Origin of the sequence: Amycolatopsis minnesotensis (assembly GCF_039529815.1) — a bacterium.
GTDB lineage: Bacteria > Actinomycetota > Actinomycetes > Mycobacteriales > Pseudonocardiaceae > Amycolatopsis > Amycolatopsis minnesotensis.
The window spans coordinates 14,514-29,354 of sequence record NZ_BAAANN010000031.1 but is presented as its reverse complement, the minus strand read 5'-3'; the positions used below and the strand labels follow the sequence as shown (position 1 = coordinate 29,354).

At 70.5% G+C, this 14,841-nt stretch carries 17 protein-coding genes; 8 read left to right on the top strand and 9 right to left on the bottom strand.

Annotated elements, in window-relative coordinates:
- The first annotated feature begins 46 nt into the window (after positions 1-46).
- From ABD256_RS31810 to ABD256_RS31795, 4 genes are all read left to right on the top strand, one after another.
- Positions 47-355 (top strand): YciI family protein, encoded by a 309-nt coding sequence (locus tag ABD256_RS31810; protein WP_344427676.1) that lies wholly within the window; start codon positions 47-49, stop codon positions 353-355.
- Positions 356-445: 90 nt separating this feature from the next.
- Complete coding sequence (locus ABD256_RS31805) at positions 446-1,096, top strand: NIPSNAP family protein (protein ID WP_344427454.1); 651 nt, start codon at positions 446-448, stop codon at positions 1,094-1,096.
- A 280-nt stretch (positions 1,097-1,376) separates the two neighbouring features.
- Positions 1,377-3,233 carry a Na+/H+ antiporter gene (locus ABD256_RS31800; RefSeq protein ID WP_344427452.1) on the top strand — a complete coding sequence of 619 codons (1,857 nt, stop codon included), beginning with the start codon at positions 1,377-1,379 and terminating at the stop codon, positions 3,231-3,233.
- A 304-nt stretch (positions 3,234-3,537) separates the two neighbouring features.
- Positions 3,538-4,011 (top strand): anthrone oxygenase family protein, encoded by a 474-nt coding sequence (locus tag ABD256_RS31795; protein ID WP_344427449.1) that lies wholly within the window; start codon positions 3,538-3,540, stop codon positions 4,009-4,011.
- A 3-nt stretch (positions 4,012-4,014) separates the two neighbouring features.
- Here the strand turns inward: ABD256_RS31795 and ABD256_RS31790 are convergent, their stop codons facing one another.
- Genes ABD256_RS31790 through ABD256_RS31780 form a run of 3 tightly spaced genes read right to left on the bottom strand, consistent with a single transcriptional unit; the run spans position 4,015 to position 5,086 of the window.
- The gene (locus tag ABD256_RS31790; RefSeq protein ID WP_344427446.1) at positions 4,015-4,359 is read right to left on the bottom strand and encodes a VOC family protein; all 345 of its coding nucleotides are present in this window, start codon (positions 4,357-4,359) and stop codon (positions 4,015-4,017) included.
- Position 4,360: 1 nt separating this feature from the next.
- Entirely contained in the window at positions 4,361-4,522 is a 162-nt protein-coding gene (locus tag ABD256_RS31785) for a ribbon-helix-helix protein, CopG family (RefSeq protein ID WP_344427443.1), read from the bottom strand.
- Between the two features lie 30 nt (positions 4,523-4,552).
- Positions 4,553-5,086 (bottom strand): TetR/AcrR family transcriptional regulator, encoded by a 534-nt coding sequence (locus ABD256_RS31780; protein WP_344427440.1) that lies wholly within the window; start codon positions 5,084-5,086, stop codon positions 4,553-4,555.
- 247 nt (positions 5,087-5,333) lie between these two features.
- On the opposite strand from ABD256_RS31780, the gene ABD256_RS31775 reads away from it, so the two are divergent.
- Complete coding sequence (locus ABD256_RS31775; RefSeq protein WP_344427437.1) at positions 5,334-5,993, top strand: alpha/beta fold hydrolase; 660 nt, start codon at positions 5,334-5,336, stop codon at positions 5,991-5,993.
- Positions 5,994-6,116: 123 nt separating this feature from the next.
- Here the strand turns inward: ABD256_RS31775 and ABD256_RS31770 are convergent, their stop codons facing one another.
- From ABD256_RS31770 to ABD256_RS31755, 4 genes are all read right to left on the bottom strand, one after another.
- The gene (locus tag ABD256_RS31770) at positions 6,117-7,301 is read right to left on the bottom strand and encodes a serine hydrolase domain-containing protein (RefSeq protein ID WP_344427434.1); all 1,185 of its coding nucleotides are present in this window, start codon (positions 7,299-7,301) and stop codon (positions 6,117-6,119) included.
- 139 nt (positions 7,302-7,440) lie between these two features.
- Entirely contained in the window at positions 7,441-7,710 is a 270-nt protein-coding gene (locus tag ABD256_RS31765; RefSeq protein WP_344427431.1) for a DUF1905 domain-containing protein, read from the bottom strand.
- A gap of 2 nt (positions 7,711-7,712) precedes the next feature.
- Positions 7,713-8,171, bottom strand: coding sequence for an SRPBCC family protein (locus tag ABD256_RS31760; RefSeq protein WP_344427428.1), 459 nt, complete (start codon positions 8,169-8,171; stop codon positions 7,713-7,715).
- On the bottom strand, positions 8,161-8,547 hold the full coding sequence (locus ABD256_RS31755; RefSeq protein WP_344427425.1) for an ArsR/SmtB family transcription factor: 387 nt from the start codon (positions 8,545-8,547) through the stop codon (positions 8,161-8,163). The genes ABD256_RS31760 and ABD256_RS31755 overlap by 11 nt, the downstream gene beginning before the upstream one ends.
- Positions 8,548-8,658: 111 nt before the next feature.
- On the opposite strand from ABD256_RS31755, the gene ABD256_RS31750 reads away from it, so the two are divergent.
- The gene (locus tag ABD256_RS31750) at positions 8,659-10,551 is read left to right on the top strand and encodes an intein-containing Rv2578c family radical SAM protein (RefSeq protein ID WP_344427422.1); all 1,893 of its coding nucleotides are present in this window, start codon (positions 8,659-8,661) and stop codon (positions 10,549-10,551) included.
- Position 10,552: 1 nt separating this feature from the next.
- Here ABD256_RS31750 and ABD256_RS31745 read toward each other — a convergent pair whose 3' ends face one another.
- Both ABD256_RS31745 and ABD256_RS31740 read right to left on the bottom strand, forming a co-directional pair.
- Positions 10,553-10,981, bottom strand: a complete 429-nt coding sequence (locus ABD256_RS31745; protein ID WP_344427417.1) for a protein-tyrosine phosphatase family protein — start codon at positions 10,979-10,981, stop codon at positions 10,553-10,555.
- Entirely contained in the window at positions 10,978-11,922 is a 945-nt protein-coding gene (locus tag ABD256_RS31740; RefSeq protein ID WP_344427414.1) for a nucleoside hydrolase, read from the bottom strand. The genes ABD256_RS31745 and ABD256_RS31740 overlap by 4 nt, the downstream gene beginning before the upstream one ends.
- Positions 11,923-12,067: 145 nt before the next feature.
- Here ABD256_RS31740 and aspS point away from each other — a divergent pair, with 145 nt between their 5' ends.
- Positions 12,068-13,855: an aspartate--tRNA ligase gene (aspS, locus tag ABD256_RS31735; RefSeq protein ID WP_344427411.1), complete on the top strand. Its 1,788-nt coding sequence runs from the start codon at positions 12,068-12,070 to the stop codon at positions 13,853-13,855.
- Complete coding sequence (locus tag ABD256_RS31730) at positions 13,855-14,796, top strand: DUF389 domain-containing protein (protein WP_344427408.1); 942 nt, start codon at positions 13,855-13,857, stop codon at positions 14,794-14,796. Before aspS ends, ABD256_RS31730 begins: the two co-directional genes overlap by 1 nt.
- Positions 14,797-14,841 lie beyond the last annotated feature (45 nt).

Below are 14,841 nucleotides of genomic sequence, written 5' to 3'. Positions count from 1 at the left end.
CTGGTCGTGAGAGATGGCAGGGAAGAACGGAGAAAACGTGAAGTACATGCTCCTCATCCGCGTCGGTGACGAGGTCGTCGTGCCCCCGGGTACGCCGAACATCGAGCAGTGGCTGGCGAAGGTGGGTGATCGACGTTTGCACGGCTCGGAGATGCGCCCGACCAGTGACGCCACGACCGTCCGCACGCGGGGTGGCGAGGTGGTGCTGTCGAGCGGGCCGTTCGCCGAGACGACCGAGCACGTCGCCGGCTACGACCTGATCGAGTGCGCGGACCTCGACGAGGCGACCGAGATCGCGGCCGCGCATCCGGTCGCGCACTTCGGTTCGGTAGAGGTACGACCGCTGCACGAGTGAGGACCGAGCCCGAGATACGCCGTCTTCACTGACAGCAGGTGTCAGTGAAGACGGCGTATCTTCCGGGATCCGTTCTCCTGGGAGGTACCGATGGCCGACGCCGTGCTCGAACTGCGCCAGTACACGCTCCACCCCGGTCGCCGCGACGATCTCATCGAGCTGTTCGACCGCGAATTCGTTGGCGCGCAGGAAGAGTGCGACATGCGGATTCCCGGCCGGTTCCGCGACCGGCGGAACCCGGACCGGTTCGTGTGGCTGCGGGCGTTCTCCGGTATGGCGGCCCGCGAGGAAGCGCTGACGGCGTTCTACGGGGGACCGGTGTGGCAGGCGCACCGCGACGCCGCGAACGCGACCATGGTCGATTCCGACAACGTGCTCCTGCTCCGCCCGGTGCGCGCGCTCGACGAAATCCCGTCCTCCGCGGGCTTCGTCCGCGTCACGATCTGCCCGGTTCCGCGTGACGGCGAGGAGCGGGTGGTCCGCCTGTTCGAGGACGTCGTCGCGATGGCGATGACCGACGTCGGCGCACCGCCGCTGGCCTGGTACCTGACCGAACCGGCGGAGAACACGTTCCCCGCGCTCCCGGTGCGGACCGGCGAGCGGGTCTTCGCCTGGTTCACCGCCTTCGCGGACGCGGATGCTCATGACCGGTTCGCGGCCGCCTGGGACGGCGATCGCGAACTGGGCGAGGAGCCGGAAGTGCTGGAGCTGGTGCCGACCTGGGTTCGCTCTGGCGCGTGAGCCGTCACGGCCCGCTGAAGGCTCGATCGTCCTTGTCCGGGCAGTACTCGGCCGAACCGCGCCGGGCATAGCGCCGGAGTGGTGGTCCTGGACCGGCCAGGGTCGCTGCGTCGGCCGGAACCTCTTGTGCACCAGGAGTATTCAGATGACGGTTTTTCGGTATCCGAACACCTGGTGAAAACCCCGGGCGCCGGGTGGACCGAATTTTCGGCCACCCCGCGCTTCCCCCTGGAGGCCCGGCAGGTGAGCTGTCACGGCGGCTTCGGGTGATGATGGTCCCGTGCACATCGCCGCGCAGCTCGTCGGGCTCGTGGTGGCCGTACTGCTGGTCACCACGCTCGCCCGCCGCTTCGACCTGCCCGCTCCACTGTGTCTCGTCGCGGTGGGCGTCGGGCTGTCGTTCGTCCCCGGTGTCCCCGATTTCCCGCTGCAGCCGGAGCTGGTCCTCTTCGGACTGCTCCCGCCGCTGCTCTACGCCACCGCGATCCAGACCTCGCTGATCGACCTGCGGGCGAACCGCGGCTCGATCGCGCTGCTGTCGGTCGGGCTCGTCGTGTTCACCACGGCGTGCGTCGGCGTGGTCACCTGGCTCGTCATCCCCGGGCTGCCGCTCGCCGCCGGGTTCGCGCTCGGCGCGGTGGTCGCCCCGCCCGACGCGGTGGCGGCCAGCGCGGTGGCGCGGCGGGTCGGGATGCCCCGCAAGATCGTGCGCCTGCTCGAAGGGGAGAGCCTGATCAACGACGCCGCGGCGCTCGTCGCGTTGCGCACCGCGATCGCGGGTATCGCGGGCACGGTGAGCCTCGGCCAGGTCGGCGGGGACTTCCTGCTCGCCGCGGGCGGCGGGATCGTGGTCGGCGGGATCGTCGGCTGGTGCGCGTGCAAGCTGCGCGGGCGGCTCGAGGACACGGTAACCGACACCGCGCTGTCGCTCGCGCTCCCGTTCATCGCCTACGTGCCCGCGGAGGCGATCCACGGCTCCGGCGTGCTCGCCGTCGTCGTCGCGGGGATCTGGCTCGGGCACTCGTCGCCGCGCATGCAGTCCGGCGCGTCCCGGCTGGCCAGCGGGATCAACTGGCAGACGATCCAGTTCCTGCTGGAGAACGCGGTCTTCCTGCTGATCGGCCTGCAGCTACGGGCCATCCTCGCCGAGGTCGGCCGCAGCGATCTCGGCACCGGCACGATCGTCGTGGTGTGCGCGGTGATCCTGGCGGCGACGCTGGGCACCCGGATGCTGTGGATGTTCCTGATCGGGCTGAGCAGGCGGCTGTTCGGGCTGAAGGCGTGGCGGTGGTCCTACACGATCGTGATCGGCTGGGCCGGGATGCGCGGGGTGGTCACCCTCGCCGCCGCGTTCGTGCTGCCACCGGACACCCCCGAGCGCGCGATCCTGGTGTTCGCGGCGTTCGTCGTGGTGGCCGGCACGCTGGGCCTGCAGGGCACCACGCTGCCGAAGCTCGTCCGCGCGCTGAAGCTGCCCGCGCCCGATCCGGCCGAGGACGCGTTGCAGGAAGCCGCCCTGCAGCACGACATGGCGCGCGCCGCGCTGCGGCGGCTCAAGGAAGTGCGCAGGCCGGAAGACCCCGACGACGTCATCGAGCGCCTGCGCGATCGCCTCATGCACCGCTCGGACAGCGCCTGGGAGCAGCTGGGCCGCGAAAGTGCGCTCGAAGAGACGCCGAGCGCCGCCTATCGCAGGCTGCGCCTGGAAATGCTGGAAGCCGAGCGGGAAGAATTCCTCGCCGCCCGAAACCGCGGTATCGCCGACGACGAAGTGCTGCGCCGCGTCCTCAACCGCCTCGACATCGAGGAGTCGATGCTCGACCGCGCCGAGGAACGCCCGCTCGAAGAAGGCCGCGAGCTCAACACCCCCGCGCAGACGGCAGGCTCGTGCGAGCACCTGGACAAGGCTGCTGACGTCGAAGCCGAGGCCCCCGGAGGATGCGCGGAATGCCTCGCCGAAGGCACCACGTGGGTCCACTTGCGACTGTGCCTCACCTGCGGGCACGTCGGTTGCTGCGACTCCTCGGCGGGCCGCCACGCGACGGGTCACTTCCACGACACCCGGCACCCGGTGATGCGCAGCTTCGAACCGGGCGAGAACTGGCGATGGTGCTTCGTCGACAAGACCGTCGGCTAGGAGTGGATGTCGGGGCATGCCTTGGCCCGCTATGCCCCGGTGACCTTGAGAGATGCTTGGCTCGGCGCTTCCTGCCGCGTGCCCTGAAGGCGCCCCTCGCGGCATCGGATTCCCTCAAGGCGCCCTTCAGGGACCCGGCGGGGCGCGCTGCTCCGCCGGATCGCTCGCCTCGCGTGGCGCCGGTCGCCCACCGCGCCCCGATCCGCTCCGTACATCGAGTTCGCGGGGCGTGCGTAACGACCGGAGCGCACACGACGTTATATCCGTGCACTGGGGTGGAATTCGGAACTTCGGGAGCAAATTCGTGATCGACACCGTGCTGACCTTCGTGGCCGCTCTGGGCTCCGGCCTGGTCGGCGGCGTGTTCTTCGCCTTCTCGTCCTTCGTGATGCCCGCGCTCGACCGGCTACCGCCGGGGGAGGCGATGGCGGCGATGCGGTCGATCAACGTCTTCGCCCCGAAGCCGCCGCTCATGCTCGCCATGATGGGCACCGCGCTCGTCGACGTCGCGGCCGCCGTGTTCTCGGTCGTCCGCTGGCAGGGCTCCGGCTCGTGGCTCGTGCTCGCCGGCTGCCTGGTCTACCTGGCCGGGATCATCGGCATGACGGCGGCGTTCCACGTGCCGCGCAACAACGCGCTGGACCGAGGCGAGATCGACGCCGCCGCGGAACGCCGCTGGCGCGAGTACTACGACGCGTGGCATCCGGGCAACCACGTCCGGTCGCTCGCCGGGATCGTCGCGTCCGGCCTGTTCGTGCTCGCGCTCGTGCTGCGCTGACGCTCAGCCCTTCGGCGGAGCCTGCAGCGTCCAGAGCCGTCCGTCGGGGTCGCGGACCGTCATCTCCCTGGTGCCGTGGTGGGTGTCCTCGAACGGCGCGACCACCTCGACCGAGGGGTCGAGTTCGACCGCGTCCGCGTCGGCCACCTTCAGCACGAGCTGCGCCCGGGTTTCCCGGTCTTCGGGGACTTCGGCGATGAAGACCGGGGGACCGTCGTTTCCCCGCAGCTGGCCGGAGTCGTGGCCGGTCTCGAACTCCAGCGTGAAGCCGAGCGACTGGAAGAACTTCGCCGCCTTGCCCCAGTTGTGCGTCTCCAGGAAGACGGCGTCGATGCCCTGGGTGCTCATGTCAGCTCTCCGTTTCCGGTGTCGGGGTTTCGCCGAGGTAGGTGCGCAGCGCGTCGGCGACCAGCGCCGACAAGGACAGCTCCGTCTCGATGGCACGGTGCTTGACCCGCTTGATCAGCTCGACCGGCAGGTACACGTTGAACTGCTTGACGTCCTCACCCACGACAACATGCTAGCCAACTAGTGGGCTAGGTCAACCGTGCCCACCGCCGGTGCGGAGCGCGAGGTCGACGAAGTCGTCCGGGTCGATTCCGATCACTTCGTTGGCACGGTGGGAAACGAGGGAAGCGACGCCGTGCACGGCGGCGAGGCGCGCGATCGCGTCGGCGTCGGTGCCCGCGGAATGCCGCGCTCGCCACGCGTCGCGCCACCGTTCGACCAGGGGGAGCGTGGCCGAGCGCAGGCCCGCGCCGGAGGCGTGCACCAGATCGTGCCGCGTGAGCAGGTCGAACGCGTGGGGACGGCGCGCCGCGAACGCGACATACGCGAGTGCGAGTGCGCGTGCCGAGCCGTCCGTCGCGTCGAGGTCGGCGGTCAGATCGGCGGCGACCCGGTTGGCGAGATATCCCAGCAGTGCCGTGCGGGACGGGAAGTAGCGCCGCGGCGCCCCGTGTGACACGGCGCATCGTCTTGCCGTCTCGCGGATCGTCACCGCGTCGGCGCCGTCCGCGTCGAGGAGCTGGGCGGCGGCGTCCAGTAGCCGGCCGCGCAAGTCGTCCTCCGTCATATGTCCTCTCCCGGGGATGCGTAGACAAGGTCTATCGCAGGATGGTAGACGTTGTCTACGTGATCGTACCGGGGGTCTTGACCGCGGCCGCGTGCTGCCACGGCGCGTGGAACCCGCTGCTGAAGTCTCGGGGCCGCGTCCTGGCCGGGGCCGGTGAGCACCGTGCTGCACACCGGGATCGCGCGCGGGCGGTGCTCGTCGCGGGCCGACCAAGTCCTCGAATCCAGTCATACCAAGGAGATGGACCATGACCGAGCTCATGTGCCTGCACGCCGCGGCGAGCAGCCCGGAGACCTGGGACCCGCTGGTTCCCGGCCTCGCCGATCTCGGCTGTCGCGTGCACTGCCCGCCGCTGCTGGGTCATCGCGGTGCGGAACGCCGCCGCGAATACCCGTTGACGGCGTTCCGCGACGACGTGCTCCGTGAACTCGACCAGCGCGGGCTCGAACGCGTGACGCTCGTCGGGCATTCGCTCGGCGCCTTCGTCGCGAGCATGGTGGCGGCGGCGCGACCCGAGCGCGTCATACGGCTGGTGCTCGAAGAAATGCCGGTGCCGCCCAAGGATTCCGGCGACGGCGCGGCTTCGCGCGGGCGGGCGGGCGGCCTGGCGATGCGCGCTTTCGCCCTCCTGAACCGCGAACGGTGCGACCCGGCGCTGTTCCGCTCGGTCATCGCCGAACTCCGCGAGCCGCAGGCCCGGTGGTGGGACGACCTTTCCGCCGTCACCGCGGACACTCTCATCCTCGCCGGTGGCGAGAAGAGCCATCTGGACCAGTCGCGGTACGACCTCCTCGCCCGCGCGGTGCCCGGGTCGGCCACCGTCACGATCCCGGCCGGACACCGGATCCACCGCCGCGCGCCCGAGCGATGGCTGGCCGCGGTCTCCGGCTTCCTGGGTTCCCCTTGATCGACCGGGACCCGCGCCGCGGGAACGCGAGCGGCGCGAACTCGCCGGTCTCGCGATCTCGCTGCGACCCGGCCGCGGAGTCAAGTGCCGTCGTGTTCGGAATCGCGTTCACACAACGCGTCCTCAAGTCGTCTTCCGGTCGCACAAGGCGGTGTCCACCGTCCTGAGCAGGCTCATTCCCTGTTCCATACCGCCTGCCATCTGGGTGACGGCAACGGTGGCGCTGCGGCCGGTGCGCCCCTCGGCGTCGACGGCCACGCCGCTCAAGGTCGAGTAGCCGGGTACGTCACCGCTGTGGCCGTAGAAGTAGCCGCCGCAGGTCAGCGGTGTGCGGATCAGACCGAGCCTGTACTGCGCACCGGGCCACAGGTCCGTCGCCGGATCCGGCCGCTTCATCTCCGCCAGCATGGCGGGCGACAGCAGCCGGGGATCGCCGTCGACCAGTGCGCTCAGGAACCGGTTGAAGTCGCGCGGGGTGGACACGAGCATGCCGGACGCGCCGAAGTTGGACGGGTCGAACTCGGTGATGTCCGCGAGCCGGGCCGCGCCGGGGACCGGCAGGTAGCCGTGCGGATGCGGCCCGCGCAGGCCGTATTCCCTGGTGCGCGGCAGGTACATGGTGTCAAGGTGCAACGGCTTGATGACGCGTTCGGTCACCTCGTGCTGCCAGCTCCGCCCGGTGACCTTTTCGATCACCATGCCGAGCAGCTCGTATCCGGTGTTGGAGTACGCCCAGCGGTCCTTCGCCCCCGGCTGGAACGTCGCCGGGTGTGCCAGCCCCATGTCCAGCAGATCCTTGCTGCTGAAGTGTTCGAACCGCCCGGCCAGGTTCTCCGGCCCGAACGGCAGGTCCCCGGTGAAGTCCGGTACCCCGCTGGTGTGCCGCAGCAGGTGCCGGATGTGGATCTTGCGGCCGTCGTTGTCGTTGCCCCGCACCAGCCCCGGCAGGTAGCGCTCGACCGGCGCGTCCAGGCCGATCTTGCCCCGTTCGGCCAGTTGCAGCACCACCGTGGCCACGAGCGTCTTGGTGCTGCTGCCCATCCTGACCCGGCTGTCGTACGGGACGGGCTGCCCGGTGCTGACGTCGCCGACGCCGCTGCGCACGGTCTGGTCCCGCTTCGGCCGGGCCGCGTCGCTCACCGTGGCGAGTGCGCCGGGAAACCCGTCCTCGCGGGTCAGTTTGTCCACCGCGTCCTGCAGCGCCGAACCCGACGCCGGATCCCCGCCCGCCGGTACGGACACGACGCCACCGACGGCGACGACCAGCATCGCGGCCAGCCCGATCAGCCTGCCAGACCTTGTTTTCATGAGAGCCTCCCCAGCTCGTCCGAACGCTCGTGCGCGAACACGATCTCAGTCCGAACGCCGCCGGGCACTCGGGTACGCACCCCGATCCGGGGTAGGGCCGGCCCGCCACCGGCGGCGCACAGGTGGTCGTGGCGGGCGGTCAGGGTTTGGCGCACTCGGTCAGCTCTGCCCTGACCGGCTGGCCCGGCTGGAGGCCGGCGCGGGCGCGAAAGTCCTTGGACAGCACCAGGAACGCGCTGCCGCCCTGGAAGCCGATCGAGCCGCTGAAGGGGGAGCCGGCGATCCGCCCGGTGACGTAGTGCCGTTTCCTGCGGCCCCAGACGGTCCGCGGGTCGAACGGCAGTGGCAGCCGCACGTGGCCGCGGTCGGTGGTGATCGTGGCCGCCTCGAAGGTGATCTGCTCGCTCATGCTCACTCCGGGGTGTGTTCCGAGTCGACGGGGTGGTCGCGCTGGCCGGGCAGGTGGCCGGGCAGGTGGCGACGGAGGAACTTCCGCCAGCCGCCTTGGTGCATGAGGCGCAGGATCGCGCCACCGACCCCGGTGAACCCGGTGTGGTCCAGCCGCAACCGGGTGCCGCCGCCGTCGGTCGGGGTGAGCGTCCAGGTGACGGTGGTCGGCCTTTTCATCTGTGTTCCCTGCCAGCGGTAGGACAGCAGGCGGTACTCGTCGACTTCGAGTACCTCGCCGTGGATGACCCCGTCCCAGCCGGGCATGGGTTTTGCCGTGAGCCGGAAGCGGTTGCCGACGGCCGGTGCGAAGCCCTCGATCGGCATCAGCCACGCGCGCAGCGCGTCCGGGTCGGTCAGCGCGCGCCACACCACCTCGGGCGGGTCGGGCAACCGGGTCTCGATCTTGATGTCACGTGCCATCGGGACGGGATCCTCCAGTGTCGGGAACGTCGCCTCGTCCGGTGGGGTCGGGGCGTGTGGACCTCAGGTAGCCGGCCAGCCCCTGCAGGCGCTCGGTCCAGAACTCGGCGAACGTGGCCGCCCAGTCGTGCAGTTCGTGCAGCGGCTCGGGTTGCAATCGGTACAGGCGCCGGCGCCCGCTGTGCTGCTCGACGACCAGGCCCGCCGCGCGCAGCACCGCCAGGTGGCGCGACAGCAGCGGCATGCTGACCTCCAGCCGCTCGGCGATCGCGCCCACCGCCAGCTCCTCCTGGTCGCGCAGCACCTCCAGAACGCCGCGGCGCGTGGGGTCGGACACGGCATGGAACACGTCGCTGCTCGCCGAGGGCCTAGCCATACTTAATGATTACCATAACTGTGTAGTTTTTTGCGGCGCGGGCACGCCGGGCGTGCGAGAGCGGGGGCACACTGGATTGACTTACGTTCGAACGTGTGTTCGACTCGTGGGGTGAGATGGGACGAGCAGCGGGTGGACGGGAACGGGGAGCAGGCGCTGCTGGGGTTGGCCGGGCTGGTGAGGTCGGTGCCTTCGCCGGAGTTCGCCGGGGTGACCTTCCACGAGGTGCGGGCGCGGTCGGTGCTGAACAAGGTGCCCGGCGGCTCGCCGGTGCCGTTCGGGTGGACGGTCAACCCGTACCGGGGGTGCTCGCACGCGTGCACCTACTGCCTCGCCGGCGAAACCGAGATCCTGATGGCGAACGGGCGGCGCAAGGCGCTGTCGGACGTGATGGTGGGTGACGAGATCTACGGCACCCGGCGCGAAGGGCGGCACCGCCGGTACGTGCGCACGAAGGTGCTCGCGCACTGGTCGACGGTGAAGCACGCGTACCGGGTCACCCTCGAAGACGGCACCGAACTGGTGGCGGGCGGTGATCACCGGTTCCTGACCGACCGGGGCTGGAAGCACGTGACGGGCACTACGCGGCCGTCGCTGCTGCCGGGCAGCCGGATCGTCGGGACCGGCCGGTTCGCGCCCGGCCCCGAGCACGCGCGCGCCTACCGCGCGGGATACCTGTGCGGGATGGTGCAGGGCGACGGGTCGCCCGCCCCGGAGGCTTCGGCGCGGTCCAACGAGTTCCTCGCCGGGTTCGCGTCGCTGAGCGAGGTGGCCAAGCTGCCCGAGGAGCCGGAACCGTTGTGGCAGAAGGGATTTCTCGGCGGGCTGTTCGACGCGCGCGGCAGTTCGTCGCGGGACGTGCTGCGGATCGCGAGTTCGGACCGCGGTGTCGTGGCGGCGCTGAGCACCGCGCTCGGCCGGTTCGGGTTCCGGCACACCGTCGAGGAGCGCGACCGGCCGACGGGCCCGCGCGGGGTGCGGCTGATCGGCGGGCTCGCCGAGCGGATCCGGTTCCTGCACACCGTGGACCCCGCGATCAGCGCGAAGCGGTCCTTGGCGGGGACCATGATCAGGGCCGCGTCGCGCGTCGGCGTGGTTTCGGTGCGCCCCTTGGGAATCCGGCTCCCGCTGTTCGACATCACCACCGGCACCGGCGACTTCATCGCGGACGGGATGGTCAGCCACAACTGCTTCGCGCGCAACACGCACACCTATCTCGACTTCGACGCGGGCCGTGACTTCGACACCCAGGTGGTGGTGAAGGTCAACGCCCCCGAGGTGCTCCGCTCGCAGCTTGCCCGGCCGAGCTGGCGGCGCGACCACGTCGCGATGGGCACCAACACCGACCCGTACCAGCGAGCCGAGGGCCGGTACCGGCTGATGCCCCGCATCATCACCGCGCTCGCGGACTTCGGCACGCCGCTGTCGGTCCTGACGAAGGGCACCGTGCTGGCACGGGATCTTCCTTTGCTGGAAAGGGCTTCCGCGGACGTGCCGGTGGGGCTCGCGGTGTCGATCGCGTTGCTCGACCCCGAACTGCAACGGCGGCTCGAACCGGGCACGCCGAGCCCTCGCGCGCGGCTGGACCTGGTGCGCAAGGCGCGCGCCGCCGGGCTGCCGTGCTCGGTGCTCGTGGCGCCGGTTTTGCCGGGGCTCACCGATTCCGCCGACGCGCTCGACGCGTTGTTCGCCGAGCTGTCCGATGCGGGCGCCACGAGCGTGTCCGTGATCCCGCTGCACCTCCGGCCCGGCGCGCGGGAGTGGTTCGCCGCGTGGCTGGCGCGCGAGCACCCCGGGCTGGTGCCTACCTACCGGCGCGTCTACGGCAAGGGCAGCTACGCGAGCGCCGGGTATCGCGCACGGCTGGCCGAACGGGTCGCGGTGTTGCTGCGGCGCAACGGGTTGTCCTCCCGCGCGGACTACGACCCGCGCGAGGACAAGGCCGTTCCGGAGCAGCGGCACGCCGAGCCGGGTGAACGCGTTGAGCAGTTGCGGCTGCTGTGAATCAGCCGAACCGAACCACCCAGCGGCGCTGCCACGGCGTCTCGACGGCACGGCGGTGGTAGTGCGCACGCGCCCACGCCACGGCTTCCGGTGACGGGATGCCGTCGAGCACGGCGAGGCAGGCGATGGCGGTGCCGGTGCGGCCGACACCGCCGTCGCAGGCGATCTCGACGGCCTCTCCGGCGCGGGCCCGCTCGTGCAGCGCTTTGAGGCGGCGCGTCGCCTCGACGCGGTCGCGGGGGACCCGGAAGTCCGGCCAGTCGAGCCAGTCGTGCGGCCACGTCAGCTCGTCGTCGTGCCGGTCGCGCAGCTTCGCCGAGCCGAGGTAGAGGCCGTAGTCGGGGATCCCGTCCGGCGCCGGGTTCCGCAGCCCGCGCCCGCGCACGGCCGCGCCGCCGGGCAGGGTGATCGAGTCGGGGAGCGTGGTCATGCTCCGAAGGTAGCCAAAAGCAGCTTCACGAGCATCGCCGCGTCGGCCCCGAACGCGACGTGCGCGTTGCGCTCCGCGGTGCTCTGCGGGCGCGTGTCGACGACCGTGCGGCCGATCGTCAGCGGGCTCACCGTGTCGACCTCGACGGGGAGGTGTGTGGTCGTGATGATCTCCGGTGCCACCAGGTAGGCGGTGCAGACGACGTCGTGCACGGGCGCGGTGCCGCCACCGGTGATCTCGTCGTAGGCGGCGATGCGCTTGCCGATGAACCTGGCGGCGGCGGTCCCGGCCGGGGTGCCGAGCTTTTCCAGCGCGTCGCAGGTGTCCTGGCCGATCAGCGCTTGGTGCGTGGCATCGAGCGGCACGAGCGTCAGCCGCTCGAAGCCGGCGGAGAGGACGAGCGCGGCGGCTTCGGGATCGGCCCAGACGTTGAACTCCGCGGACGCCGTCACGTTGCCGACCGCGTGTCCGCCGCCCATGATCACGATCTCGTCGACCGCTTCGGTGAGCGACGGGTCGACGGCGAGCGCGGTCGCGATGTTGCTCAGCGGCCCGACCGGGACGAGCGTGATCTTTTCGGTGGCGGCGCGCAGGGTTTCGACGAGGAACTCGATCGCGCCGGTGTCACGGTGCGTGCTCGACGGCTCCGGGATGGGCAGCGCGCCGCCGTGCGGGTCCATGGTGCCGCCCCGCCGGTAGTGGCGCTGTCCGGGCAGGCCGGCGCGGGCGACCGGGCGCGCGAGCCCCTTGAAGACGCCGATCTCCGCGTGCCCGATCCAGTCGAGCACGCGCAGCGTGTTGTCGGTGGTCGCCTCGACGTCGACGTTGCCGCGGACGGTCGTCACGCCGAGCAGGTCGAGGCCGGGGTGCAGGGCGGCGAACATGATCGCCACCGCGTCGTCGGTACCGGTGTCCACGTCGAGGATCAGTTTGCGAGGCACGGTGACGATCCTTTCGCGGCAGCACGCGCCGTGTCCATCGAGAACCGGAAACCTGGTAGCGGGGCGCCCGGGGGTGTTCGTTACGCTTTGCCGTCGGCGAAACCGCAGCTGATGAGTATTCGAGAGCCGAAGGAGAGCACCCCCAGTGCTTCGCACCCACGACGCCGGCACGCTTCGTGCCGAGCAGGCCGGTCAGACCGTCACCCTCACCGGTTGGGTGGCCCGGCGGCGCGATCACGGCGGTGTCATCTTCATCGATCTCCGCGACGCCAGCGGCGTCTCCCAGGTGGTGTTCCGCGAGGGCGAGATGGCCGAGCGCGCCCACCAGCTCCGCGCCGAGTTCTGCGTGCGCGTGGTCGGCGAGGTGTCGAAGCGGCCCGAAGGCAACGAGAACGCCGAGATCGCCACCGGCGCGATCGAGGTGCTCGCGACCGAGCTCGAGGTGCTGTCCGAGTCGGCGCCGCTGCCGTTCCCGATCGACGAGCGGGTCGACGTCGGCGAGGAGGTGCGCCTCAAGCACCGCTACCTCGACCTGCGCCGCTCCGGTCCCGCCGCGGCGATCCGGCTGCGCAGCGAGATCAGCCGCGCCGCCAGGGACGTGCTGCACGAGCAGGACTTCGTCGAGGTCGAGACGCCGACGATGACCAGGTCCACCCCCGAGGGCGCGCGCGACTTCGTGATCCCGGCACGCCTGCGGCCCGGTTCCTGGTACGCGCTGCCGCAGTCGCCGCAGTTGTTCAAGCAGCTCCTGATGGTCGGCGGCCTTGAGCGGTACTACCAGATCGCGCGCTGCTACCGGGACGAGGACTTCCGCGCCGACCGGCAGCCGGAGTTCACCCAGCTCGACATCGAGATGAGCTTCGTCGAGCGCGACGACGTGATCAAGATCGGCGAGGACGTCGTCGAAGCGCTGTGGAAGGTGATCGGGCACGAGGTGCCGCGGCCGTTCCAGCGCATCACCTACGCCGAGGCGATGGCGAAGTACGGCTCGGACAAGCCGGACCTGCGCTTCGACCTCGAAATCACCGATCTGACGGAGTTCTTCGCCGACACGCCCTTCCGCGTGTTCCAGGCGCCCTACGTCGGTGCCGTGGTAATGGCGGGCGGCGCCGACCAGCCGCGCCGCCAGCTCGACGCGTGGCAGGAGTGGGCGAAGCAGCGCGGCGCCAGGGGACTGGCGTACATCCTCGTGAACGCCGACGGCACGCTCGGCGGCCCGGTCGCGAAGAACCTGTCCGAGAAGGAGCGCGAGACCGTCGTCGACGCGGCTGGCGCGAAGCCCGGCGACTGCATCTTCTTCTCCGCCGGCAAGGCTTCCACGACGCAGCCGCTGCTCGGCGCCGCGCGCGACGAGATCGGCAAGCGACTCGGCCTGATCGACGAGAACGCGTGGTCGTTCGTGTGGGTCGTCGACTTCCCGCTGTTCGAGGCCACCGACGAGTCCGACGACGTGGCCGTGGGCAGCGGGAGCTGGACCGCGAAGCACCACGCCTTCACTTCGCCGACCCCGGACACGATCGGCAAGCTCGCCGACGACCCCGGCGGCGTGCTCGCCTACGCCTACGACATTGTTTGTAACGGCAACGAAATCGGCGGCGGCTCGATTCGTATCCACCAGAACGCCTTGCAGAAGCAGGTCTTCGAGATCATGGGCCTGTCCGAGGAGGAGTCGCAGGAGAAGTTCGGCTTCCTGCTCGACGCCTTCCAGTTCGGCCCCCCGCCGCACGGCGGCATCGCGTTCGGCTGGGACCGGATCGCCATGCTGCTGGCCAAGGCCGACTCGCTGCGCGACGTGATCGCGTTCCCGAAGACCGGTGGCGGCTACGACCCGCTGACGGCCGCGCCGGCGCCGATCACCGCGCAGCAGCGCAAGGAAGCCGGTGTGGACGCGAAGCCGGCACCGAAGGGCGAGGTCAAGACCGAGCAGGCGTAATGCTGCATCTCAGGGCGATCTGCCCTGCGGAGTCCACGGCGCGCGCGGTGGAGGTCCTGCGCGAGCACCCCGGCGTGGCGCACCTGATCGTGCACCACGGTGTCGCCGTGCAGCCAGCCGGGGATCTCGTCGAAGCGGATGTCGCGCGCGAAGCCGCCGACGAGATCGTCGACGCATTGTGCGATCTGCAACTGGACCACGCGGGCGGGATCACGCTGGAGGCGCTGGACACCGCGTTGTCCGATGCCGCCGACAAGGCGGAGGAGGACGCGCCGGGCGAGGGCGCGGACGCGGTGGTCTGGCAGGAGCTGGTGGGCCGAACGGGTGAAGAAGCGAAGTTCAACCTCACCTTCGCCGCCTTCCTCACCATCGCGTGCCTGCTCGCCGCGGTCGGCGTGGTGACCGATTCGGCGGTCACCATCGTCGGCGCGATGGTGGTGGGCCCCGAGTTCGGCCCGCTGGCCGCCGTCGCGGTCGGATTGGTGCTGCGCAAGGGCGAACTGGTCCGGCGCGCCGCGCTGGCGCTGCTGCTCGGCTTCCCGGTCGCGATGCTGGTGACCGCCGGCGCGACGCTGCTCGGGGAGAAGGCGGGCCTGTTCGATCGCGCCGTGGTGAACAACGCCCACACCGTGGACTTCGTGTACTCGGTCGGACCGTTCTCGTTCGTCGTCGCGCTTCTCGCGGGCGCCGCCGGTATGTTGTCCATGACGTCGGCGAAGTCGGCCGCGCTGGTTGGCGTGTTCATCTCGGTGACCACCGTCCCCGCCGCGGGGTACGCGGTGGTCGCGGCGATTCTCGGCAACTGGGACCGTGCTGGGAACTCCGTGCAGCAGTTGCTCGTAAACCTGGTGGGGATCGTCCTCGCCGCGGCGGTCGTCCTCCTGCTCCGACGGCGGAAGCAACGCGCCGCGGGCCTGGAACGTCCGTTGTCACGAGGGTGATTTCGCAGAGATTTCACCATCAGGCCAGTGGTCACCGTTGCTTGC